At 62.0% G+C, this 23,492-nt stretch carries 15 protein-coding genes; 4 read left to right on the forward strand and 11 right to left on the reverse strand.

The window, feature by feature from the left end; all coding sequences use genetic code 11:
• Positions 1–214 precede the first annotated feature (214 nt).
• The gene (locus BLR69_RS12125; protein ID WP_071492780.1) at positions 215–1,141 is read left to right on the forward strand and encodes a GGDEF domain-containing protein; all 927 of its coding nucleotides are present in this window, start codon (positions 215–217) and stop codon (positions 1,139–1,141) included.
• Between the two features lie 20 nt (positions 1,142–1,161).
• Here the strand turns inward: BLR69_RS12125 and BLR69_RS12130 are convergent, their stop codons facing one another.
• From BLR69_RS12130 to BLR69_RS12160, 7 genes are all read right to left on the reverse strand, one after another.
• Complete coding sequence (locus BLR69_RS12130; RefSeq protein WP_371858630.1) at positions 1,162–1,929, reverse strand: TenA family transcriptional regulator; 768 nt, start codon at positions 1,927–1,929, stop codon at positions 1,162–1,164.
• 78 nt (positions 1,930–2,007) lie between these two features.
• Positions 2,008–4,470, reverse strand: coding sequence for an EAL domain-containing protein (locus BLR69_RS12135; protein WP_071492778.1), 2,463 nt, complete (start codon positions 4,468–4,470; stop codon positions 2,008–2,010).
• A 71-nt stretch (positions 4,471–4,541) separates the two neighbouring features.
• Positions 4,542–6,344 carry an ABC transporter ATP-binding protein gene (locus BLR69_RS12140; protein WP_071492777.1) on the reverse strand — a complete coding sequence of 601 codons (1,803 nt, stop codon included), beginning with the start codon at positions 6,342–6,344 and terminating at the stop codon, positions 4,542–4,544.
• Positions 6,337–6,939, reverse strand: a complete 603-nt coding sequence (locus BLR69_RS12145) for a DsbA family protein (protein WP_172832155.1) — start codon at positions 6,937–6,939, stop codon at positions 6,337–6,339. The genes BLR69_RS12140 and BLR69_RS12145 overlap by 8 nt, the downstream gene beginning before the upstream one ends.
• A gap of 36 nt (positions 6,940–6,975) precedes the next feature.
• Positions 6,976–7,917 (reverse strand): oxygen-dependent tRNA uridine(34) hydroxylase TrhO, encoded by a 942-nt coding sequence (trhO, locus tag BLR69_RS12150; protein WP_033900937.1) that lies wholly within the window; start codon positions 7,915–7,917, stop codon positions 6,976–6,978.
• A 118-nt stretch (positions 7,918–8,035) separates the two neighbouring features.
• Complete coding sequence (locus BLR69_RS12155) at positions 8,036–8,332, reverse strand: BolA family protein (protein ID WP_038847405.1); 297 nt, start codon at positions 8,330–8,332, stop codon at positions 8,036–8,038.
• 6 nt (positions 8,333–8,338) lie between these two features.
• A complete protein-coding gene (locus tag BLR69_RS12160; RefSeq protein WP_058424992.1) occupies positions 8,339–8,857 on the reverse strand; it encodes a DUF2059 domain-containing protein in 519 nt (172 codons plus the stop codon).
• Positions 8,858–9,039: 182 nt separating this feature from the next.
• Between BLR69_RS12160 and BLR69_RS12165 the strand changes: the two genes are divergently transcribed.
• Entirely contained in the window at positions 9,040–10,422 is a 1,383-nt protein-coding gene (locus BLR69_RS12165) for a class II fumarate hydratase (RefSeq protein WP_071492775.1), read from the forward strand.
• A 1-nt stretch (position 10,423) separates the two neighbouring features.
• On the opposite strand, the gene BLR69_RS12170 is transcribed toward BLR69_RS12165, so the two are convergent.
• The 3 genes from BLR69_RS12170 to pap all read right to left on the reverse strand — a co-directional run bounded on the left by BLR69_RS12170 (position 10,424) and on the right by pap (position 14,541).
• Positions 10,424–11,380, reverse strand: coding sequence for a DMT family transporter (locus BLR69_RS12170; RefSeq protein ID WP_071492774.1), 957 nt, complete (start codon positions 11,378–11,380; stop codon positions 10,424–10,426).
• Positions 11,381–11,462: 82 nt separating this feature from the next.
• Positions 11,463–12,647, reverse strand: a complete 1,185-nt coding sequence (locus BLR69_RS12175) for a thiolase family protein (RefSeq protein WP_071492773.1) — start codon at positions 12,645–12,647, stop codon at positions 11,463–11,465.
• A gap of 379 nt (positions 12,648–13,026) precedes the next feature.
• The gene (pap, locus tag BLR69_RS12180; protein WP_071492772.1) at positions 13,027–14,541 is read right to left on the reverse strand and encodes a polyphosphate:AMP phosphotransferase; all 1,515 of its coding nucleotides are present in this window, start codon (positions 14,539–14,541) and stop codon (positions 13,027–13,029) included.
• Positions 14,542–14,682: 141 nt separating this feature from the next.
• On the opposite strand from pap, the gene mnmC reads away from it, so the two are divergent.
• Positions 14,683–16,665 (forward strand): bifunctional tRNA (5-methylaminomethyl-2-thiouridine)(34)-methyltransferase MnmD/FAD-dependent 5-carboxymethylaminomethyl-2-thiouridine(34) oxidoreductase MnmC, encoded by a 1,983-nt coding sequence (gene mnmC / locus BLR69_RS12185; protein WP_071492771.1) that lies wholly within the window; start codon positions 14,683–14,685, stop codon positions 16,663–16,665.
• On the opposite strand, the gene BLR69_RS12190 is transcribed toward mnmC, so the two are convergent.
• Positions 16,666–21,504 carry an NEL-type E3 ubiquitin ligase domain-containing protein gene (locus BLR69_RS12190; protein WP_083365803.1) on the reverse strand — a complete coding sequence of 1,613 codons (4,839 nt, stop codon included), beginning with the start codon at positions 21,502–21,504 and terminating at the stop codon, positions 16,666–16,668. It abuts the gene before it with no gap.
• Between the two features lie 215 nt (positions 21,505–21,719).
• Here BLR69_RS12190 and BLR69_RS12195 point away from each other — a divergent pair, with 215 nt between their 5' ends.
• Positions 21,720–23,492 carry an N-acetylglutaminylglutamine amidotransferase gene (locus BLR69_RS12195; RefSeq protein ID WP_071492770.1) on the forward strand — a complete coding sequence of 591 codons (1,773 nt, stop codon included), beginning with the start codon at positions 21,720–21,722 and terminating at the stop codon, positions 23,490–23,492.

Here is a 23,492-nt window from a genome sequence, read left to right on the forward strand (position 1 = left end):
AATTGAACGAATGTGGCATGAATCTCGCTCTAACCCTGTCCAAGCAGGTTAAGCGATGACAAGACGTGCGGCAGTGCCCAGGGGTTATAACCCATGGTAAAGCGGTCTAGACTGTAACTCATGTTTTACGGAACTGAAGGAACAGTAAGACGCTTGGCATTCGCCACTCTCATCGAGCCTGTAAGACAGTTGAGTGCTTAGAGGCCAAACGGTTATGAAAACACCTACCCAGACCCATGCAATTGACTTTGACAGTGCCAAATTGCAACGCCTGGGCTTTGGCCAACCCGCCCTCCTGCCGCGCCGCCCCACCACCGTTATCGAACTTCGCCAGCAACTGGGCCAGCAACTGCAAACCAGCCTGGAACCGGAGCGCATTCTCGCGGTGTTCTTCCGTGAGATCCAACGCCTGGTGCCCCTGGACGCCCTGCACTACCGTCACCAGGCCAGCGACCTGCGCCTGGAGTTTGGCCATCGCGGCCATCACTCGATGAGCTACAGCCTGAGCCATGAAGGCGAGCACCTGGGCGAGCTGATCTTCCGGCGCAACCAGCGCCTGCTGGAAGAAGAACTCGGCCAGCTTGAATCGCTGCTGGCGACCCTGCTCTACCCGATGCGCAACGCCCTGCTCTACCGCGCCGCCACCCGCAGCGCGCTGCGCGACCCGCTGACCGAGACCGGCAACCGCATCGCCATGGACCAGACCCTGCAACGGGAAATCGACATGGCGCGCCGGCACCTCAACCCGCTGTCCTTGCTGATGCTGGACATCGACCACTTCAAGACCATCAACGACACCCACGGCCATGCCGCCGGCGACAACGTGCTGCGCACTGTGGCGGCATCGATCAAGAGCCAGTTGCGGAACGTGGACATGGTGTTTCGTTATGGCGGGGAAGAGTTTCTGATCCTGCTGTCCAACACCGGTCGCGATGCGGCGGCGATGGTCGGCGAACGCCTGCGCCAGGCTGCACAGGCCCAGGACTACTGGGCGGACGGAACGCGGATCGAATTGACGGTGAGCCTGGGTTGCTCGACCTTGCTGGCCGCCGAATCTGCCGAAAGCCTGCTGCGCCGGGCCGACAGCGCGCTGTACGTGGCCAAGCGCGAAGGCCGCAACCGCCTGGCGATGGCGGGGTAAACCCCGCCATCTGCTCTACATCAGGCTTCGCTGGCAACCCGCGCCTGGCGCTCACGCATCAAGGCTGGGGCTTTTTCTTTCTCCAGACGCATGCAGCTTTCCAGGAACAGGTACATGTAGTCGTAGCTCTTGCACACGGCCTGGCGCAGTTCTGCCTGCAACGCCTTGGTCGGGTTCATCCCGGCCAGGGTGCAGATGATTTCCAGCGCTTCCCACGGGTGGGCGTCATCGTACTGGGCATGCATATTCAACCACTTCATCGCACGCTTGCGTTCGTCCTCGGGGAAAGCCGCCGCGTAGACACCGGTGGAACACACCACGGCGGACCACTCACCGGTCGCGCCTTCGATCGCGTAATTGGTCGCGGCAATGGCCACGATCAGCGAATCGGCAGAACTGGTGTGCCAGCACCAATGGCTGAGGGCGTGCAACTCCGGCGGCACGTCCTGGGCCTGCAATTCGTCCAGGCTCACGCCGTGGGCACTGGCCCAATTGACCCAGTAATCGGCGTGATTGAGTTCCACACGAATATTGCGCATCAGCCAGCGGCGCGCCATGTCCTCCCCAGGATGGCGGGCAAATTTGGTCTTGGTCAGGTTCTGTGCCATGTACAAGGCAAACTGTTCCACCACCGGCCAGCCACCGATCAGGTAGTGGCGCAGGGTCCTGGCGCTGAGCGTGTTGTCGCGCATGCGCTGGTACAGTTCGTGTTCGACAACTCGGCGCTTGCTCTCGCTACAGTCCAGGATCAATTTCTGAGCCCAGGCGGGGTAACTTGAGGCTTCCATAAGCGGGCCGGTTCTGTTGAATGTGTCGATCACTGTAAGGCTCCTTTTTAAGTGTGATTGTACAGACCAGCAAAGTTTTCAGCGGAATGTGCCGGGCGCCTTGAATAACAGAGGCTGCGGCCGCACAGGTCGACACTGCAAGCTATCAAAGGTAAACAATTGCGGTCGTTCAATCAGGTAGCCCTGAGCGTAATCCACACCAATTTCGAGTAATGCCTGTTCGATGTGCGGTGTCTCGACAAACTCTGCAATTGTGCGCTTACCCATGACATGGCCGATGTGGTTGATCACTTCGACCATCGCGCGGTTAATCGGGTCGTCCAGCATATCCTTTACGAAACTTCCATCGATCTTCAGGAAGTCTACAGGTAAATGTTTGAGATAAGCGAATGAGGACATTCCGGCACAAAAGTCATCCAGCGAGAAATGACAGCCTAAGGCTTTGAGTTCATTGATAAAGCGGATCGCACTGCCCAAGTTTGCAATCGCACTGGTTTCAGTGATTTCAAAACAGATCATGCCCGGCGGAATATTGTATGTATGAAACTTCTCACGCAAAAACCCGAGGAAGTCATCGTCACCAATGGTGATGCCCGACAGGTTGATCGCACACATCGCCATGGGACGCCCCGGGCGCTCCTGCAGGCATCGGCTGATGATCTTGAACACATTTTCTACTACCCAGCGGTCCAGGGACGTCATCAAGCCATAGCGTTCGGCGGCTGGGATAAAGCTGTCCGGAAGGATGATGCGGCCAGCCTCGTCATGCAGGCGCAGCAGGATCTCGATGTGCCCATCGCCACCGTCAGTGTGCCCCAGGGGTGAGATTTCCTGGGCGTAGAGGCAGAACCGGTTTTCTTCCAGGGCCATGTGCAGGCGCTGCACCCAGGCCATTTCGCCGAAGCGCACGGACAATTCCGAGTCGTCGGCGTGGTAGACCTGCACGCGGTTGCGGCCCTTTTCCTTGGCCATGTAGCACGCCATGTCGGCGGCGCGCAGTGAGGTTTCCAGGGTCGTCGGGGTATGCCCAAGGTGCACCAGGCCGATGCTGACGGTGGTCATGAACGGCCGGCCCTTCCATACGAAGTGCAGGCTTTGCACCGTATGACGCAGACTCTCGGCGATTTTTTCAGCCGCGGCCGCCGGGCAGTTCTCCAGCAGAATGCCGAATTCATCGCCGCCCAAGCGCGCCAGGGTGTCACCTTCACGCAGGTCCGATTGCAACAGCGCGCAGATATGCCGCAACAACTCGTCGCCTGCCGCATGGCCACAGGTGTCGTTGACCAACTTGAACTGGTCCAGGTCGAGGAACATCAGCGCATGCCGCCCGCCCAGCTGCGACCCCGTAGGGTGGAGCACCTGTTCCAGGCGAAACTCGAACTCACGACGGTTGGCCAGGCCGGTCAGGGCGTCGTGGGTCGCCTGCCAGGACAGGTTGGCGATGTATTGACGCTCCTGGGTCATGTCGTGCAACACCAGCACCGCCCCGGTCACCTTGCCGGCGCTGCGGATCGGCGCGCCCACCAGGGTCACCGAAACCGTACTGCCATCCAGGCGCTGGATGGTTTTCGAGTGCTCGCTGCCGCCGCCGAGCTGACCCTTGACGATATGTTCGATCAAGGTAAAGCCATCGGGCTGGGCATTGTCATCCAGCAGGTTGAACAGCGCCGCCAGGGGTAACCCCTGGGCCTGGGCAGAATTCCAGTGGGTCAGCGCCTCGGCCGCCGGGTTCATGTAGGTGATGGCGCCATCGACATCAGTGGTAATCACCCCGTCGCCAATCGACTCCAGGGTGATCTGCGCCCGCTCCTTCTCTTGTTGCAGCGCGTCGGCAAAGGCGTGGCGTTGGGCCAGCAGTTTATGCGTGCGCAGCAGCGCCAGCACAATCAGGCCCAAGGCCGTGGCCAGGTTGGTGATCACCAGCAGCCGCAGGATCATCCGCGAACCTTCGCCCAGGGCATCGCTGAACGCCTTGGCGGCGGGCGTCACACCTTCGTTGATGGCGGTGATATGTGCCTTCCATTGACGCACATCGTTGGCGCTGACCTGGTCGCGGCTGATTGCGCCATGCATCTCGCGCGCCAGGTCATCCAGTTGCACCAGATAGCCATCGCCCACGGTCCACAGCTCGATGGCTTTTTCCAGGTAGCTGAAATGGCGGAAGTTGAGGTACAGCCAGATCAGGCTGGAAACGTCATCCGGGTGGTTACCGCCTTTGAGGATGCCCAATCGAGCGGCAGCAAGATCAGGGGTGGAGCGGTCCAGGGCAATACGCAATTCATGCCCGCCCTGGGGCACGGCGATCGCCTGCTGGTATTTGAGATAAGTGGTTTCGTCGCGGTTGTCGGCATACAGCGTCAGGTAGTAGATCGCATCTTTCTGGCCCTTGGACCACAGGCTTTCGCCAGCCACATAACCACGCACCGCCGAGAGCACGTAGAGGCTGACGCAACCCAACAATGCCTGGAACAGCACCACGGCGATAAAGGGCCAGACAATGCCCAACAACCGTGGCGTTCCGAGAGTCCGCTTTTGCTTCATGAAGCCCCTTGCACATGCACTGCTGGATACGCACGCGAAACACCGCTTCCGATAGCTCAGCCTAGGCTAAATCAACGTACTTGTTGCAAGTGCCCGTAGAGTTTGGCGTACAAACCACCGTCAGCAATCAATTGCTGATGGTCGCCATCCTCTGCAATGTGACCGCCGTCGAACACTAAGACTCGATCTGCCTGCTTAACCGCCGACAGGCGGTGGGCGATGATCAGTGTAGTACGGCCGCTGAGGAAGCGCGCCAGCGCCTGGTGCAGGTTGTACTCGGTGGCGGCGTCCAGGGCGGAAGTCGCTTCGTCGAGGATCACCACTTTCGGTTCGGCCAACACCATGCGCGCAATCGCCAGGCGCTGACGCTGGCCGCCGGAAAACCGCACCCCGGAACGCCCCACCACACTGTCCAGGCCCATGGGCAACGCCTTGACGGTCGCATCCAGTTGGGCGATTTCCAGTGCCTGCCAGCAGGCCTGGTCACTGCGCTCGCGGCCCATGGTCAGGTTTGCGCGCACAGTGTCGTTGAACAGCGCGGGATGTTGCAGCACCACGGCGACGTGCTCGCGGATGGTCTCCAGGCCGATGTCCTGCTGGGTGGCACCGCCAAAGCGGATAGTCCCGGCCTGGGGCGTGTACAGGCCCAGCAACAGTTGCACCAGGGTGCTTTTGCCACCGCCGCTGGCGCCGACGATCGCGACCTTTTCCCCCGGTGCAATGGCCAGGTTCAACTGGTCGAGCACCAGGTCTTCGCCGTAGCCGAAACTCAGGCCACGCACTTCGATGCCGACGGTTTCGCGCCCGGTGAACGGGTCTTCGCCGCCCGCATATTGCGGCTCATCGGCCCGCGCCAGCAGCTCGTTGATCCGCGTCAGCGCCCCGCCCGCCGCATAGTAGGCATATTGCAGGTTCAGCAATTGCTCCACCGGGCCGATCATGAACCACAGGTAACTGAACACCGCGAGCATCTGGCCGATGGACAGGTCGGAAAACAGCACCGTGAGCATGGCCGCCGCACGGAAGATGTCGATGCCGAACTGAAACAGCAACCCGCTGGCGCGGCTGGAAGCATCGGTTTTCCACTGGGAGTGGATCGCGTAGTCGCGCACTTCCTGGGCCCGCTGGCCGAGGCGCCCGAGGAAGAAGCCCTGGCGGTTGCCGGCGCGCACTTCCTGGATGGCGTCCAGAGTTTCGGTGAGTGCCTGGGTAAACCGCGAAGTGCTGTCGTTTTCCAGCTTCTTCAGGTGTTTGACGCGTTTGCCCAACTGCACCGTGGCGTAGATCACCAGCGGGTTGAACAGCAGGATCAGCAGCGCCAGTTGCCAATGCATCCACACCAGGATCGCCGACGTGCCCACCAGCGTGAGCATCGCCACCAGAAAGCGGCTGAGGGTTTCGCCGACGAATTTATCCAGGGTATCCAGGTCGGTGACCAGGTGGGTGGTAACCGTGCCACTGCCCAGGCTTTCGTATTCGCCGAGGGAAATGCGCTTGAGCCGCTCGATCAGGCGCACGCGGATGCGGTACACGATGTCCTTGGCCAACCGCGCAAACAACCGCGCCTGTACCACGTTGAACACCAGCGCGCCGCAGCGCAGGAACAGCGTCACCAGCAACATCAGGCCGATATAGCCGGCAGCCTTCTGCCAGCCCAGGGGCAAGGCGTGGTTCATCACCTTGAGCGCGGCATCGCCACGGCCCAGCAGCACTTCATCCACCAGTAACGGCAACAGCAGAGGGATGGGCACGCTGCACAGGGTCGCCAGCACGGCGACACCATTGGCGATCCACAGGGATTTCTTGTGGCGCAGGGCCAGGCGGCGAATTTCCGCCCAGGTCAGGCGGTCAGTGCGTTGAGGTTGCTCATGCACAGGTGGCTCGCTCCAGCCATCGACCCAGTAGCGGTGATAGCTCGGACAGCGGCTGGTAACCGTTGGTCAGCAACGCCAACTGGCCATTGCGCTCGGCCAGCAGCGTGGGGAAACCGGCGATACCCAGGTCCTGCACCCAGGTAAAATCGGCCGCTGTGGCGGCGTGCTGCTCGGCGCGGTCGAATTCGCCGGCAAACTCGATGCGCGGGATGCCTGCCTGCTCGGCCAGTTCCACCAGCACGCTGGCGAGGGTCACATCGCGACCCTCGACATAAAACGCGCGCTGGATCAGCCCCAGCAGCTTCCACGCGCAATCCGGCGCCAGGCTGCGTGCCGTGACGATGGCGCGGCACGCCGGCTCGGTGTCATACACAAAACCGTCGGGCAGTGCGCCGTCACGCTTGAACGGCTGGCCGGTGGCGTCGGTCACCGCCTGCCAGTGCTCCAGGATGTACCGCCGCGTGGTCGGCTCCAGCGCCGCACCGCTGCCGGTGCGCAAGCCGCCCACCACCAGATGCAGTTCCACGCCGGCGGCCTGGGCCTGCTCCACCAACGCTTCGGCCACCGGGGCAAAGCCCCAGCACCAGGAACACATCGGGTCCATTACATAGAGCAGGCGCGCGGACATGGCTCAGGCCTCGGAAGGAGTTTGCTTGTAATTGAAGCCAATCGGGTGCGGCATGTTACGGGCCTTGGCCAGCTCGATCTGCTTCTGGCGGTCAATCGCACTGCGGCGGGTCTTCTCCGGCAGCTTATCCCAGCAATGTGGGCAGCTGATACCCGCCACATAATGCTCGGAGGCGCGGTCCTCAACACTCACGGGGGTGCGGCAGGCATGACATTGATCGTAGTCGCCTTCGCTCAGGTCGTGGCGCACGGTGACGCGATTATCGAAAACAAAGCAGTCACCCTGCCATTTGGTTTCTGCCTGCGGCACCTCTTCGAGGTACTTCAGGATGCCGCCCTTGAGGTGGTAGACCTCATCGAAACCCTCGCTGAGCATGTAGCTCGAGGCCTTCTCGCACCGAATGCCGCCGGTGCAGAACATGGCGACCTTCTTGTGCTTGGCCGGGTCGAAGTTGGCTTTGATGTAGTCGGGAAATTCGCGAAAACTGGTGGTTTTCGGGTCGATTGCGCCTTCAAAGGTGCCGATCGACACTTCGTAGTCGTTGCGGGTGTCGATCAACAGCACTTCCGGGTCGCTGATCAGCGCGTTCCAGTCTTGTGGGTCGACGTAGGTGCCGACTTTTTTGTTCGGGTCGACGCCTTCGACGCCCAGGGTCACGATCTCTTTCTTGAGCTTGACCTTGGTGCGGTAGAACGGCTGGTCGTCGCAGTAGGATTCTTTGTGGTCGATGTCGACCATGCGCGGGTCGTTCTTCAGCCAGGCCATCAAGCCATCAATGCCTTCGCGGCTGCCGGAAACGGTGCCGTTGATGCCTTCTTCGGCGATCAGCAAGGTGCCTTTGATGCCGTTGTCGACCATCGCCTGCAGCAGTGGCTCGCGCAGGGCGACGTAATCTTCGAGGGTGACGAACTTATACAGTGCCGCCACGACAATCGGTTGAGTCATGGGTGTTCTCTCCAGGTGGCTACCCTCGTAAGGGGTGAACCGGATGCAAAAAAAACGCGCCGGCTAGGCGGCGCGTTGCGGATTCTAACAAATGCCCGGTGTCAGAGACACCCGATCATCAATCATGTCCGCCGGCGCAGGTCGGCGAGGCCGGGGCTGCGTCGATTTTCGCCCATTCTTCAGGCGTGTAGGTATGCAGCGCCAGCGCATGAAACTCGCTCATCAGGTCACCCAGGGTGGCGTAGACCTTCTGGTGGCGCTTGACGCGGTTGAGCCCCTCGAACTGCGGGCTGACCAGCACGGCCTTGAAGTGGGTCTGCAACCCACGGCTGTGCATGTGGCTTTCATCCAGCACGCTCAAGTGGTCGGTGCCCAGGGCGGCAAGCGCCGTTTCGATACGCTGTTGCATGGTCATTCCTGCTTACTTCTTCTTGGCCGGTGCGGCGGCTTTAGGTGTCAGCTCGTTGGTCATGTCTTCCAACAGCTTGTTCACCACCGGTACGGCGCTTTCCAGCTTGGCCTGGGTCATCTGAGCCGATTGCTGGGTCAGTTGCGGCATTTTTTCCAGGACTTTCTTGCCCAGTGGCGACTGGTAGAAGGCAACCAGGTCCTTGAGTTCGGATTCGCTGAAGTTGGTGGTGTAGAGCTTGACCATGTCCGGTTTCAGCTTCGGCCAGCCGATGGCCTGGTCGAGGGCGGCGTTGGCCTTGGCCTGGTAGCTGTCGAGTACGGACTGCTTGGCGGCAGGCGCCTTGGTCTGTTCGAAACGCTGGGCGAACATTTGCTGCACTTGCATGTACACCGGGGTACCCAGCTTGTCGGCATGGGCCAGGGTAAGGAAGGCTTCGGCACTGGCGTTGTGGCTGGCGGTATCGGCAAGAACCTGGCCGCTGGCGCAAACCAGAGCAACCGCGGTACAGATGGCACGAAGACGAGTCATCGAGTTTCCTTTTCTAGCAGGCGAGGTAAGACCCCAAGGGCGCCCATTCTGCGCCTAAAAAACCTTGGGGCTCAACCCCGGGCCTTGTCGGACAAGGATTGCCCGATGAAAAGTCTTTCAGGGGAACCCCCAAGGCTCATCACAGCCTAAACTGCGCAAACGAACCTGAAGGAGTGTGCCCGATGAGCCGTATCGAAACCGACAGCCTGGGAGAAGTCCACGTCCCGGATGACGCTTACTGGGGCGCCCAGACCCAACGTTCGCTGGTGAACTTCGCCATCGGCGAGCAGCGCATGCCCCTCGCGGTATTGCACGCCCTGGCCCTGGTCAAGAAGGCGGCGGCACGGGTCAACGACCGCAATGGCGACCTGCCTGCCGATATCGCCCGCCTGATCGAACAGGCCGCCGACGAAGTGCTGGCCGGCCAGCACGACGACCAGTTCCCCCTGGTGGTGTGGCAGACCGGCAGCGGCACCCAGAGCAACATGAACGCCAACGAAGTGATCGCCGGTCGCGCCAACGAACTGGCGGGCAATAAGCGCGGCGGCAAGAGCCCGGTGCACCCCAACGATCACGTCAACCGTTCCCAGAGCTCCAACGACTGCTTCCCCACGGCCATGAGCATCGCCGCCGTGCAGGCGGTGAATCAACGGTTGCTGCCGGCGATTGCCACCCTGTCCGGCGGGCTGGCGGAGCAAGCCGCCAAACATATGAAGCTGGTGAAGACCGGTCGTACCCACATGATGGATGCCACGCCGATCACCTTCGGCCAGGAACTGTCGGCATTCATCGCTCAACTCGACTACGCCGAACGTGCGATCCGCGCCGCCCTGCCCGCCGCGTGCGAACTGGCCCAGGGCGGCACCGCGGTGGGCACCGGGCTCAATGCGCCCCACGGCTTCGGCGAGGCGATTGCCTCGGAGCTGGCGGCGCTGTCGGGCTTGCCGTTCGTCACCGCGCCGAACAAATTCGCCGCTCTTTCCGGCCACGAGCCGCTGGTAACGCTGCACGGCGCGCTGAAAACCCTGGCCGTGGCCCTGATGAAAATCGCCAACGACCTGCGCCTGCTGGGCTCCGGCCCGCGCACCGGGCTGGCCGAGGTGAAATTGCCGGCCAACGAGCCGGGCAGCTCGATCATGCCGGGCAAGGTCAACCCGACCCAGTGCGAAGCACTGTCGATGCTGGCCTGCCAGGTGCTGGGCAATGACGTGACCATCGGCATTGCCGCCAGCCAGGGCCACTTGCAGTTGAATGTGTACAAGCCGGTGATCATCCACAACCTGCTGGAGTCGATCCGCCTGCTGGCCGACGGCTGCAACAACTTCCAGGAACACTGCGTGGCGGGTCTTGAGCCCGACCCGGTGCAGATGGCCGAGCACCTGGAACGCGGCTTGATGCTGGTCACCGCGCTCAACCCGCACATCGGCTATGACAAGTCCGCAGAGATCGCCAAGAAGGCCTACGCCGAAGGGTTGACGCTGCGGGAGGCCGCGCTGGAACTGGGCTACCTCACTGACGAAGAGTTCGACCGGTGGGTTCGCCCCGAAGACATGCTAGGCGCCTAGCCTAGGATGCCATGCGCAACCGCCGGGCCTTGAGCCCGGCGAGCAGCGACGGCGCCAACGCAACGGTTGCCGACCCCAGCACCACCACCAACGCCCCGGCATAGCCCAGGGCGTTGATCTCTTCGGCCTGCACATACTCGGGCCACAGCCAGGCCGCCAAGGCCACCGCTACAAACGTCACCAAAGGCGTGAGCGCCAGGGTCGCACTGACCCGCGAAGCCTCCCAGTGGGCCAGCGCTTCGGCAAAGGCGCCGTAGGCCACCAGGGTATTCATGCAGCACGCCAGCAACAGCCAGCCTTGCAACGGGCTCAGGTCGAATGCCTCAAGCGGATGCGCCCAAGGCGTGAGCAGCACGGCGCAGGACAGGTAGATCACCATCATCACCTGCAACGAATTCCACACCGTCAGCAATTGCTTCTGGCCCAGTGCATACAACACCCAGATGCTCGTGGCGAGCAGGACCGTCAGCACGCCGGCAGTGTAGGTACCCAGTGACGTCAGCAACTCCATCAGCCGCTGATTGAAGAACAACGCAAAACCGATGATCAGCACCACCAGACCCACACCTTGGCCCAGGCTGAAGCGTTCCTTGAAGATGAACACACTGGCGATCATCAACAGGATCGGGCCGATCTGGACCACCAGTTGCGCGGTGCCGGGGCTGAGCATTTTCAGGCCCACCAGATACAACACATAGTTGCCTACCAGGCCGCACACCGCCATCCCCACCAGCCAGCCGCCCTTGTGGCCCAAAACCTTGAGGTTGGGCAAGCGTCTGGTCAGCGCCAGGTAGACAAACAGGCAGCCGCCAGCCACGGTCAGGCGAAACCAGGTCACGGTGATCGGGTCCATCACCTGCAACACCTGTTTGAGTTTGATCGGCAGAATGCCCCAGAGCAGCGCGGCCAGCAGGGTCAGGAGAAAACCATAGACCCAGCGGCCGGAAGATATGTGCATGAGTGCCCCAGAGCCAGAGGAAGTGGAGCCGCATTCTAGGGGCACCCGATGCACTTTGTGTAGCGAACACTTACTTTGCCGATCAGCGCACCACTTCGAACAACCCGGTGGCCCCCATGCCGCCGCCCACGCACATGGTGACGATGCCGTAACGCAGGTTGCGCCGCTGCAACTCACGCACAAGGTGCCCCACCTGCCGCGAGCCGGTCATGCCGAACGGATGCCCGATGGAGATCGAGCCGCCGTTGACGTTGTACTTGGCATTGTCGATTTCCAGGCGATTACGCGCATACAGGCACTGGGAGGCAAAGGCTTCGTTCAGTTCCCACAGGTCGATGTCCGCCACCTGCAAACCCTTGGCCTTGAGCAACTTGGGCACCGAAAACACCGGGCCGATGCCCATCTCGTCCGGCTCGCAGCCGGCCACGGTAAAGCCACGAAAAAACGCCTTGGGCTTAAGCCCCAGTGCCAGGGCTTTCTCCAGGCTCATCACCAGGGTCATCGAGGCACCGTCGGAGAGCTGCGACGAGTTGCCCGCCGTCACCGAGCCGTCATCGGCAAACACCGGCTTCAAACCTTGCAGACTGGCCAGGGTGGTGTCCGGGCGGTTGCAGTCGTCACGGTCGACCACGCCGTCAAGGATCTGCACTTCACCCGTGTGCTTGTCCTCGACCTTGTACTTGACCGCCATCGGCACGATTTCATCGTTGAACAGGCCGTCGGCCTGAGCCTGGGCGGTGCGCTGCTGGCTTTGCAGGGCGTACAGATCCTGTTCTTCGCGGCTGACGTTGTAGCGACGCGCGACGATCTCGGCGGTCTGTCCCATGGGGAAATAGATACCCGGCACCTGTTCTTTGAGCAGCGGGTTGATCAGGTTGTCGGTGTTGACGCTTTTCATGGTCAGGCTGATCGATTCGACGCCGCCGGCAACGATGATATCGCTGCAACCCGACGCAATCTGGTTGGCCGCAATGGCAATCGCCTGCAAGCCCGACGAGCAGAAACGGTTGAGGGTCATGCCGGCCACGCCAGTGCCCAGTTGCGAGAGCACCGCCACATTGCGCCCGATGTTGTAGCCCTGGGCGCCCTCGTTGGAGCCGGCGCCGACGATGCAATCCTCCACGGTCGCCGGGTCGATGCCGTTGCGGGCGAGCAGCGCGTTGACGCAATGGGCCGCCATGTCATCCGGGCGGGTCTGGTTGAACTTGCCGCGAAAGGACTTGGCCAGGCCGGTTCGCACGCTGTCGACGATCACTACTTCACGCATGGGCTACCTCGATCTTGTGGTTGTTGGATCGAGCATAGATCCCGCTCTGCGCAGCCGCGACGATCATTCACCCCATAGATACAAAACCATGGCGGCCCGGTTCACTGTGGCGAGCAGGCTTGTTGTGATGGTTCGGCTTGTTGTGGCGAGTCGGCCTGTTGTGGTGAGCAGGCTTGTTGTGGTGAGCAGGCTTGCCCTGCGTTGGGGCGCGAAGCGGCCCCGAATCAGGCACCGCGGTTCTTCAGGCACGACTGAGTTGGCAGGTTTTAGGGCTGCTTCGCAGCCCAACGCGGGGCAAGCCCGCTCACCACAACAAGCCTGCTTGCCACAACAGGCCTGCTTGCCAAAACAAGCCCGCTCGCCACAACGAGCTGCATCATTATTTCTTTTTCTTTTTGTCGTGCTTGTCGGTCTTTGCGAACGCTTCTTCCAGCGCCAGGTTGATCGTGCGCAACACCTTGACCCGCGCCCAGCGCTTGTCATTGGCCTCCACCAGGGTCCAGGGCGATACCTCGGTGCTGGTGCGATCGACCATATCGCCTACCGCCGCGCGGTAGTCGTCCCATTTGTCGCGGTTGCGCCAGTCGTCTTCGGTGATCTTGAAGCGCTTGAAGGGGATTTCCTCGCGGGCCTGGAAGCGCTCCAGTTGCGTGTCCTTGTCGATGGCCAGCCAGAACTTGACCACGATCACACCGGCATCGCGCAATTGTTCTTCGAAGTCATTGATCTCGCCATAGGCGCGCATCCAGTCGGCCGGGGTGCAGAAGCCTTCGATGCGTTCTACCAGCACGCGGCCATACCAGGAGCGGTCGAACACGGTGAACATGCCGCGTGCCGGGATCTTCTGCCAGAACCGCCACAAATAAGGCTGGGCGCGCTCGTCTTCACTGGGCGCGGCAATCGGCACGATGTGGTACTGACGCGGGTCCAACGCCGCTGCCACCCGGCGGATCGCGCCGCCCTTGCCCGCCGCATCATTGCCTTCAAATACCGTGATCAAGGCGTGCTTGCGCATACGCTTGTCGCGCATCAGCCCGGAGAAACGCGCCTGTTCGGTGATCAGCTGTTCTTCGTAATCGTCCTTGTCCAGGCGCTGGGACAGGTCGAGGCTGTCCAGCAGGCTCTTCTTGTCCACCGAGGCGATCAACGGCGCCGGGTTCATGCCGCTGGCCTTGCCCTTGGGCAGCTTGAGCGCATTCTGCAGGCCTTCGAGCAGGAGTTTGCCCACGGTGAGGCTGCGGTAGTTGCTGTCCACGCCTTCGATCACATGCCACGGCGCATAGTCGCGGCTGGTGCGGCGCAACACACGCTCACCGAAGTGCACGAATTTGTCGTAGGTCTCCGATTGCTGCCAGTCCAGCGGGCTGATGCGCCAACTGTGCAGGGGGTCGTCGGCCAGGGCCTTGAGCCGCGCTTTCATCTGTTTTTTGGAGAGGTGGAACCAGAACTTGAAGATCAGCGCGCCTTCATCGCAGAGCATCTTTTCCAGGCGTTCGGCGCCGGCGATGGCCTGGTCCAGGCGGGCGTCCTTGATCTGCCCATGCACCCGGCTTTGCAGCATCTGGCTGTACCAGTTGCCAAAGAAGATGCCCATGCGGCCTTTGGCAGGAAGTTGGCGCCAATAGCGCCAGGCCGGCGGGCGCGCCAGTTCTTCGTCGGTCTGCTGGTCAAAGGTGCGCACCTCGATCAGGCGCGGGTCCATCCATTCATTGAGCAGCTTGACCGTCTCGCCCTTGCCGGCGCCTTCGATACCGTTGATCAGGATAATCACCGGGAAGCGCTTCTGCTGCTGCAACTCGTACTGCACCTCAAGCAAGGCTTCGCGCAATGCAGGCACTTCAGCCTCAAAGGTGTCTTTGTCGATGGCGTGACCGATTTCGGCGGATTCGAACATGGGCAGCTCCGTTTCAAGATGGCTCAAGACTAGCGGATTGGGCAACAACACGCGGGAGGAAATTCCACCGGCGCTTGCCGTGGGTCAATTCAATGCCGGTTGATCGGCTAGAATGGCGGCCTTGTCTTTACCGAGCCGCCCATGAACCCCATCACCCACGCCCAGCTCGACTGGGATGACCAAGGTCGCCCGCACTCGCGAATCTTTGACGACGTGTATTTTTCCGATAAGTCCGGCCTTGAGGAAACCCGCTATGTGTTCCTCGAACAGAACCGTTTGCAGGAACGCTTCGCCGCGCTGCCCGCCGGTGGGCGGCTGGTGATCGGTGAGACCGGGTTCGGCACGGGGTTGAATTTCCTCTGCGCCTGGCAACTGTTCGAACAACACGCGGTAGCCGGTGCGCGCCTGCATTTCGTCAGCGTGGAAAAGTATCCGCTGAGCCATGCCGACCTGCGACGCGCCCTGCTGCTCTGGCCCGAACTGCACCCCTTCGCCGAACAACTGCTGGCGCAATACATTGCCATCCATCAGGGCTTCCAGCGCCTGGTGCTGGATAACGGCCGCGTGAGCCTGACCCTGCTGGTCGGTGACGCCCTGGAACAACTGCCGCAACTGGATGCGCAGATCGACGCCTGGTTCCTGGACGGCTTCGCCCCGGCGAAAAACCCGGAAATGTGGACCGCCGAGCTGTTTGCCGAGCTGGCACGCCTGGCGGCGCCAGGCTCGACCATCAGCACCTTTACCAGCACCGGCTGGGTGCGTCGGTTGATCAACGCCGCCGGGTTCAAGATGAAACGTACGCCGGGCATTGGCCACAAGTGGGAGATCCTGCGTGGGGAGTTTCTCGGTTGGCCGGCCGACACACCGGTACCGGCCGCTGCCAAGCCGTGGTTCGCCAGGCCGCCCGCCATTACGGGTGAGCGTCACGCACTGGTGATCGGCGCCGGCCTGGCGGGCTGCGCGACAGCGGCCAGCCTGGCAGCCAGGGGCTGGCAAGTCAGTCTGCTGGAGCGCCGTGCCGGCGCGGCCCGGGAAGCCTCCGGCAACCCCCAGGGCGTGCTGTACCTGAAACTGTCAGCCCACGGCACGGCCCTCTCGCAGTTGATCGTGGCGGGGTTCGGCTACACCCGCCGGGTGCTGGAGCACCTGCATCGCGGCGTCGACTGGGACGGTTGCGGCGTGCTGCAGCTGGCCTTCGATGCCAAGGAGGCCCAGCGCCAGGCGCAACTGGCCGCTGCCTTCGCGCCGGACTTGCTGCACCTGCTCGACCGCGACCAGGCCCAGGCCCGCGCCGGTATCGCACTGGCGCACGGTGGGTTGTTTTTCCCCGAAGGCGGCTGGGTGCACCCACCGGCATTGTGCGAATGGCAAGCACACCAGCCGGGCGTGACCCTGCTGCCCCACCATGATGTGCTCGACCTGCGGCACGTCGACGGTCAGTGGCAAGCCTGGGACGGTGAGCGCCTGCTCGCCAGCGCCAGCGTGGCGATCCTGGCCGGCGCCGCTGAAGTCCAGCGCTTCGCCAACCTGCCCCTCAAGCGCATTCGCGGGCAGATCACCCGTTTGCCGCAGACCGCCGACAGCCAGGCCCTGGCCACGGTGGTGTGCGCCGAAGGCTACGTCGCCCCGCCACGCCTGGGCGAGCACACCCTGGGCGCCAGTTTCGACTTCAAGAGCGATGACCTTACGCCCACTGCCGCTGAACATACCGGGAACCTGGAGCTGCTCCAGGGCATTTCCGAAGACCTGGCCCAGCGCCTGGGCGCCGACAGCCTGGCGCCGGAAGCCCTGGAAGGCCGCGCTGCGTTCCGCTGCACCAGCCCGGACTACCTGCCGATTGTCGGGCCATTGGCTGACCGCCAGGCGTTCGACCAGGCCTACGCCGCCCTGCGCAAGGACGCCCGGCAAGTGCCAGGTGCCGCCTGCCCGTGGCTGAACGGGCTGTACGTCAACAGCGGCCACGGCTCAAGGGGGCTGATCACCGCCCCGCTGAGTGCGGAGCTACTCGCCGCCTGGCTGGACAACGAGCCGCTGCCGGTGTCGCGCGCGGTGGCTGACGCCTGCCACCCCAACCGCTTCGGCGTGCGGGCGCTGATCCGCACCACCACCGGCAAGGCCGAATGATCAACCGGCCGGGGCCTCACACACGGGGCCCAGCCCTTCGGTCCTGATGGCGTCCTCGGTCAAGCGCTCGATCAGCACGCTTTCAGCCTGCTCCCGTTCACTGAGGACGGTGTGCATGCGACTGCGGTAATCGGCATCGCTCAGTACCAGGCTTTGTTCGAAGATGTCATTGAGGCGCTCATCATAGGGCGTGTTCAAGGCCTCGAAGCGAGCCGCCTGGGCACGCTTGAGGTAGTCGGTCCAGAACGGCAGCTTCTTGAGATACGTCATCAGCTCGGGGGACAGCTCGGCCAGCGTGACTTCGGCCTTGGCTTCATCCAGCGCCAACTGAGTGACCTCCCCCAGCCGCGAATAGCGCATGTGCCGAGGCTGGCCGGGCAAATAGAATTCGCCGACCAGGCCTGTGCGGAACGCCAGGCTGACCTCCAATGGATCGGCGGCAGGATGCAGGCCACTGTGACGGCGCGCAATCGCCTCCAACTGCTCCAGGCGAAACAGGCCACGACCCAGTTTCAACAGCGGCTTGGGCGTCAGAGCACGCCCCTGAATGAGGGCCTTGGCATCGCTGATTTCCACCAGGACTTCCAGGCTGCTGAAGTTGACGGCGGCGGCATCGTCACAATTGATCGGCGTGGCGGCCCGTTCGAATACTTCATCACGCAGTTCGCTGTTCATCGCGGCAGCCTCCAGCACCCGCCAGACGCGGCGCTGCAGATCCTCACGCACGAACTCGGCGTCTTTGGTACCGCCCAGTTCCGCGAGCAGCTTGAACAGGGCATCCGACCGGCGATCGTCCTTGAGCCCCGTCCACGTGAGTTTCTTCGCCGCATAGCCCGCCAGCCGTTCGTCCGCCAGCCACAATTCCCGCGCGCTCTGCTCGTTCAAACGGGCAATGTCGTCTTCCAGGAACCCCATCCCCGGACCGAACGCCTGACGGTAGTTTTTCAAGGCCAGTTGGCTTTGAACCGATAACGGGTTGTGCCGCAAGTTGACACCCTGGGCAAAGTTTCGCGGCACGCGCAATAGCCACTCCGGCAGCACGCTGATGTCATTGGCGCGCAAATCGATGTGTTCAAGATAAGGCAGGCGCCACAGGTCCTTGGGCAGTTCCTTGAGCCGGCAATTGCGCAACACCAGGCTGCGCAGCGCGAACATCCGGCTGATATCCGGCGGGTCCAGCAGCGGGTTATCCGTCAGGTTCAACACCTTCAGGCGCGTCAGGTCGGCCAGCTTGGCACGGGTGTATTCGGTGAGCTGGAGTTTGTTGTTGCTCAGGTACAACCGCTCCAGGCCCGGCATGTGCGACAGGGCTTCAGGTAGCCGGGTCATCTGGTTTTCGCCTAGTTCAAGGGTGCGCAGCCCCTTGAAGTGGCTGAGGAAATACGCCACATCGTCAGTCAGGTTCAAACGGCGCAGTGACAAATGCTCGACGTGATCGAAGCGCACCTGTGCGGGCAATGTCGGCAGAGGGCCGATGACCATATCATCGAGCAACAGCCCAGGAACCTGGCGGGCGTGCTCATCGGGCAGGGTCGACATCCGTCGCCAGCACTTTTCGATGCTCTTCGCCGCCTGGTGGCGGCTCAATCGATAGTCCCACAGGGGGTCGGCCTGCACGATATTGACAGACTTCTCGGCACGCCAGCGTTTGAGTGCCATGTGCAGCGCTTCAAACTCCTGCTCGCGTGCCTGAACCGCCTTGGCACGCGACAGGTGATCATGGCCCGCATCGCGCAGGAAATCGTTGACCTGCGACGGACTGAGCAAGGGATAGAGCTTGTTGACTTTACGCACCAACGCCGCCGGGAAATGCTCTGCCTCGGCGCGCGCCGCCTGGGTACAGATCAGCGGCTCTTCGTCCAGCAGCCCGCGTTCCGGCCACAGGTAACGGGCGACCCTGTCACGCTCATGCACCGTGGTAGCACGCAGGCGGCCGCGCAGGTCGGCCGCCTCGTTTTCGGCCTGAAGCTTCAATGCAATGCGCTGGCGTGGCAGCAGGCTATCGAAAAGCGCCGTGTACAAGCCGTCCGCGCCTGTCGCGACCGGCCCGAGGGCTTTGCCTTTTTGATCGAATGCCTGATACCCCTGGGGCGTACTGACCAGGGTCCTCTGCGTTGCGGCTGTTGACGCGCCCGCCTCGGCCAGCACCTCCCCGCCCAGGGTTTGCCTGCGCACCTGCAACGCCAAGTCTCGGGGCCAGCCGGGCATTCGCTGCAGCATACCGACGGCCACGCGTCGGGTGCCGTCCCCCGCCAGTTCCGGCCAGTACAGGCCCATCAATGCGCGGTCCTGCTCCAACAGGTCCACCGCCTCGCGTGCCCGCTGGGCAAGCACCAGCGGTACCTGGCCGGTGGTGCGCAAATACCGGCGCTCCCATAATGTGGCCTGTGAGTACAGCTCCCACGCCACACGGGGCGGCAGTTGTTTGAAGCGCTCGCACAACGGCACCAATTCGTTCAGGGCAACACCGGCGTAATAGGTGTACAAATGATCGAACACGGCTTGATGCCGGCTGCGCAGCGTGTCCAGCAGACGACGCTCCAGTGTGCTGCGCATGTCGTCTTCCGCCACGCCCTTGCCCAACAGGTCGCTACGTTCCTCGTCGCTCAAGTGCTCCAGCAGAGTCTCCATGACTCGCCCCTCCCTCAACTCCTTGCGGGTGATATGGATGCTCAGGTCCTCATAATCGAAAGGTGCTGTTTCCGGATGCCTTTCCAGCAGCTCGCCCTCCTCGTCCAGCACCTCGAAAAAACGCCCCTGGGGCCAGCCTGGCACCAGCGGCAACGCAAACAATTGCGCGCGTGCGGTACTCGCATCGGGACGTTCACCACGCTCCAGGTACTCCATCAGTTCATGGACCCTGTCGTTTTGCTTATAGCGCAGCACTGCGTCATGAAAACGCTCGGGTAACGGCTCGTAGGCACTGCCCAATGCCTGCAGGTGTGGCAGGGTCATTCCTGTGAGGGTTGCCAGGTTCGACAACGGCTCAGCCGGCAACTCTTCAAGGCTTGGATCCAGTCGCCTGAGGCTGTAGACGGGGTCTACCCACTGCAAGGGGCGCTCGTAGACATGCTGCCAGCCACCACGGAAGTTGTGCTCCAGCGGCGGGCGATAAGCCTGCGGACGCTGTGGATGGATGACCCGCCACTTCTGCAATCGGGTATCGAACGCAACCGAATAGTGGTTTCCCCCCATGCGGATGTAGGAGCGGCCGTTGACTTGGTACACCCCTCGAGAACTGGCCACGGCCTGGCGTGCGACCGGCTCAGGCTGTCGATAGGCATTGAGCCTTGGTCGCCAGAGTTTCTGGCCCTGATCGGCAGTGTTGACGGCTTCGAACTTCTCGAAGAACTGCGCAGACGTTGTCAGGGTGCGCTTCAACGTCCCCACTACCCGCCCGCCCGCCACGAACAACGCCATGGCCGCGATATTTTCAGCCACATTCAGCAGATGCTTGAGGGCCTCGGTATGCTCATCGTGCTGCCAGTCCTCGACGGCCTCGAACACTTCACCCAACAGCTGTCCGACGGCTACCCCGAGCATCAACTGACCCAACACCGGCACCACCAACGACGCCACATTCAGCAGGTCCAGCCCCAGGTCCAGATAGCGCTGCATGCGCTCTTCACTGGCTTGCTGGTCGACCTGGGCCTTGGGTACCGCCAGCACCAGCGCGTCCAACTGAATCTTGCCGACAAATGCCTGGAAGAAGAACCCGGTCAGGCTGGTCGTGACGGGTAAGGCACGCAGCTGGCCAACCTTGCGCGTCCTGTCGAACGATTCGAAAAAATCCAGGCGGTTGGACTCATCCAGGTACCCTTCGAAAAACGTCCGGTAGCTCTTGATTTGCAGCTTCAAGGACAAGTACACCTTGAAGTCTTCCAGCGTCGGATACTCGTACCAGGGCCTGGAGGGCTCGTTCGGCATGTAGACAATAAAGGGGCCGGTATGCAGGCTGCCCGGTGCGCTGTCGGAAAATACCAATACACTCCACACACAGGTGTCATCGATGTTCACACCTTGCCACGTACTCAGACCGTTGCCCGGCAGCTTGCTCTTGAGCTCACTGGCCGGACGGTCGAAACCGATCAGCTTGAGCAACCGCGCGTAGGTCCCGGCTTCGATATGCCCCTTGCACAAGGCAATATGCAAATCCATGCGCATGTCCATGAGTTTGCCCAGGCCAATACTGACGGCAACCTGGTTGTAGGAGCTGACTTCCTCTTTGCTTTTCGGGTCGGGCAGGTCGAAGACCTCTTCGATGTGCTTTTGATAGAGCGCCCCCAGGTCCAGCTCCCGGCAATAACCGACAAATTCAGGCACCGTCATCCCCACCATCGGCTGCCTGGTGGCCGCGGAGCGCACTACAGCTGCGACGGACATGCCCCCGGGCTCAGCGCGCTCTGCAGAGAAATTCTGCATCGCCGCATGCAGCAGGCTTTGTTTGGTATAGGTAACGGTCTGGAGCAAGCCGCCGCCCAGGTCCGGGCTCACTCCAGTGAGCTTGCGCCGGGGCAACTCCAGCAGGTCTTGCCTGACATCCGGCGACTCCACCCCTTTGGCCCGCAGAAAATTGGTCAAGCGCTCTGCGCAATACTGATCCAGCGGTTCCAGGCGGCTCAACAGGTAACGGACATTCTCACGAATCACCTTGCTGTCGATATGCGTCTGTTCAAGGGCTGTGAGTGTCGAAGCGTCGGCCTCAACCAACCAGTGCGGCACGGTTGTGCGCAAAACCTGCGCCTTGTCCAGGTCGGCGGTCATGTCGAGCAATGCCCTGTCCAGTTCATCTTGAGTCGCCCCTGCGGCGACCTCACTCAAATCGCGTTTTTGCGTCATCGGCATGTTTCCTCAGCCAGCTGAACATGACGCCAAACGATAAGCCTGGACCGGACCGCATCCGGGTATCTGTATACCGCCCTGCAACCACCTTCATCCGCTTATAACCGATTGATCTAAAACTCCACGAATAGCCCCGTGTCAGTTTCTGGGTACGCGCCCTGTCGGGCGTATTGAGTTTTATGCTCCCCAACGGAAAAACCGGTAAGGAATTTATGTGCGGATTAGCTGGAGAATTACGTTTCGATGCCCAACCTGCCGACCTGGCAGCGATTGAACGCATCACCCATCACCTGGCCCCGCGTGGCCCTGACGCGTGGGGTTTTCATGCCCAGGGGCCGATAGCCCTGGGCCATCGGCGCCTGAAAATCATGGACCTGTCGGACGGTTCAGCCCAACCGATGGTCGATTCGCACCTGGGCCTGAGCCTGGCCTTCAATGGTGCGATCTATAACTTTCCGGAATTGCGAGAAGAGCTGGAAGCCCTGGGCTACGCCTTCTTTTCCGGCGGCGACACAGAGGTGCTGCTCAAGGGGTATCACGCCTGGGGCGAGGCACTGCTGCCCAAGCTCAACGGCATGTTTGCCTTCGCGATCTGGGAACGCGATGCCCAGCGCCTGTTCATCGCCCGCGACCGCCTCGGCGTGAAGCCGTTGTACCTGTCGCGCACCGGTCAGCGCCTGCGCTTTGCCTCGGCTTTGCCGGCGCTGCTCAAGGGTGGCGATATCAACCCGATCCTCGATCCGGTTGCCTTGAACCACTACTTGAATTTCCACGCCGTGGTACCGGCGCCACGCACCCTGCTGGCGGGCATTGAAAAACTGCCACCGGCGAGCTGGATGCGCATCGATGCCAGCGGCAAGACTGAACAGAAGACTTGGTGGACCCTGCCCTACGGCCCGCATGAAGATGAAAAAAATCTGAGCCTGGAAGACTGGACCGACCGCGTGCTCGACAGCACCCGCGAAGCCGTGGCCATCCGTCAACGTGCTGCGGTGGATGTGGGGGTGTTGCTCTCCGGTGGTGTCGATTCGAGCATGCTCGTCGGCCTGCTGCGTGAAGTCGGCGTACAGGATTTGTCGACCTTCTCCATCGGCTTTGAAGACGCCGGTGGCGAAGCCGGCAACGAGTTCCAGTACTCGGACCTGATCGCCAAGCACTACGGCACGCGCCACCACCAATTGCGCATCGCCGAAAGCGAGATCATCGAGCAACTGCCGGCGGCCTTCCGCGCCATGAGCGAGCCGATGGTCAGCCATGACTGTATTGCTTTCTACCTGCTGTCACGGGAAGTGGCAAAGCATTGCAAGGTGGTGCAAAGCGGCCAGGGCGCCGATGAGTTGTTCGCCGGTTACCACTGGTACCCGCAGGTGGACGGTGCTGCCGACCCCTATGCGGCCTATCGCGATGCATTTTTTGACCGCAGCTATGAAGACTATGCCGCTACTGTCGCGCCCAAATGGCTGACCGCCAACGACGCTGCCGGTGATTTCGTGCGCGAGCATTTCGCCATGCCCGGCGCCGATGCGGCGGTGGACAAGGCCCTGCGTCTGGACAGCACGGTGATGCTGGTGGACGACCCGGTCAAACGTGTCGACAACATGACCATGGCCTGGGGCCTGGAAGCGCGCACGCCGTTTCTCGACTACCGCTTGGTCGAGCTCTCGGCCCGCGTGCCGGGTAAGTTCAAGCTGCCCGACGGCGGCAAGCAAGTGCTCAAGGAAGCGGCGCGCCGGGTCATCCCGAGCGAAGTCATCGACCGCAAGAAAGGCTACTTCCCCGTGCCGGGCCTCAAGCATTTGCAGGGCGATACCTTGAACTGGGTACGCGAACTGCTGCTCGACCCGAGCCAGGATCGCGGCCTGTTCAACCCCGCCGCGCTGGACCGCTTGTTGACCGACCCGCAAGGCCAATTGACGCCGTTGCGTGGCTCAAAGCTGTGGCAACTGGCAGCGCTGAACCTGTGGCTCAGCGAACAAGGAATCTGA

The sequence above is a fragment of the Pseudomonas azotoformans genome (assembly GCF_900103345.1).
GTDB lineage: Bacteria > Pseudomonadota > Gammaproteobacteria > Pseudomonadales > Pseudomonadaceae > Aquipseudomonas > Aquipseudomonas azotoformans.

Coding starts and splice junctions, on each gene's coding strand:
- BLR69_RS12125 (WP_071492780.1), top strand. CDS start 215: ATGAAAACACCTACCCAGACCCATGCAATTGACTTTGACAGTGCCAAA.
- BLR69_RS12130 (WP_371858630.1), bottom strand. CDS start 1,929: ATGGAAGCCTCAAGTTACCCCGCCTGGGCTCAGAAATTGATCCTGGAC.
- BLR69_RS12135 (WP_071492778.1), bottom strand. CDS start 4,470: ATGAAGCAAAAGCGGACTCTCGGAACGCCACGGTTGTTGGGCATTGTC.
- BLR69_RS12145 (WP_172832155.1), bottom strand. CDS start 6,939: ATGTGTTCCTGGTGCTGGGGCTTTGCCCCGGTGGCCGAAGCGTTGGTG.
- trhO (WP_033900937.1), bottom strand. CDS start 7,917: ATGACTCAACCGATTGTCGTGGCGGCACTGTATAAGTTCGTCACCCTC.
- BLR69_RS12155 (WP_038847405.1), bottom strand. CDS start 8,332: ATGACCATGCAACAGCGTATCGAAACGGCGCTTGCCGCCCTGGGCACC.
- BLR69_RS12160 (WP_058424992.1), bottom strand. CDS start 8,857: ATGACTCGTCTTCGTGCCATCTGTACCGCGGTTGCTCTGGTTTGCGCC.
- BLR69_RS12165 (WP_071492775.1), top strand. CDS start 9,040: ATGAGCCGTATCGAAACCGACAGCCTGGGAGAAGTCCACGTCCCGGAT.
- BLR69_RS12170 (WP_071492774.1), bottom strand. CDS start 11,380: ATGCACATATCTTCCGGCCGCTGGGTCTATGGTTTTCTCCTGACCCTG.
- BLR69_RS12175 (WP_071492773.1), bottom strand. CDS start 12,647: ATGCGTGAAGTAGTGATCGTCGACAGCGTGCGAACCGGCCTGGCCAAG.
- pap (WP_071492772.1), bottom strand. CDS start 14,541: ATGTTCGAATCCGCCGAAATCGGTCACGCCATCGACAAAGACACCTTT.
- mnmC (WP_071492771.1), top strand. CDS start 14,683: ATGAACCCCATCACCCACGCCCAGCTCGACTGGGATGACCAAGGTCGC.
- BLR69_RS12190 (WP_083365803.1), bottom strand. CDS start 21,504: ATGACGCAAAAACGCGATTTGAGTGAGGTCGCCGCAGGGGCGACTCAA.
- BLR69_RS12195 (WP_071492770.1), top strand. CDS start 21,720: ATGTGCGGATTAGCTGGAGAATTACGTTTCGATGCCCAACCTGCCGAC.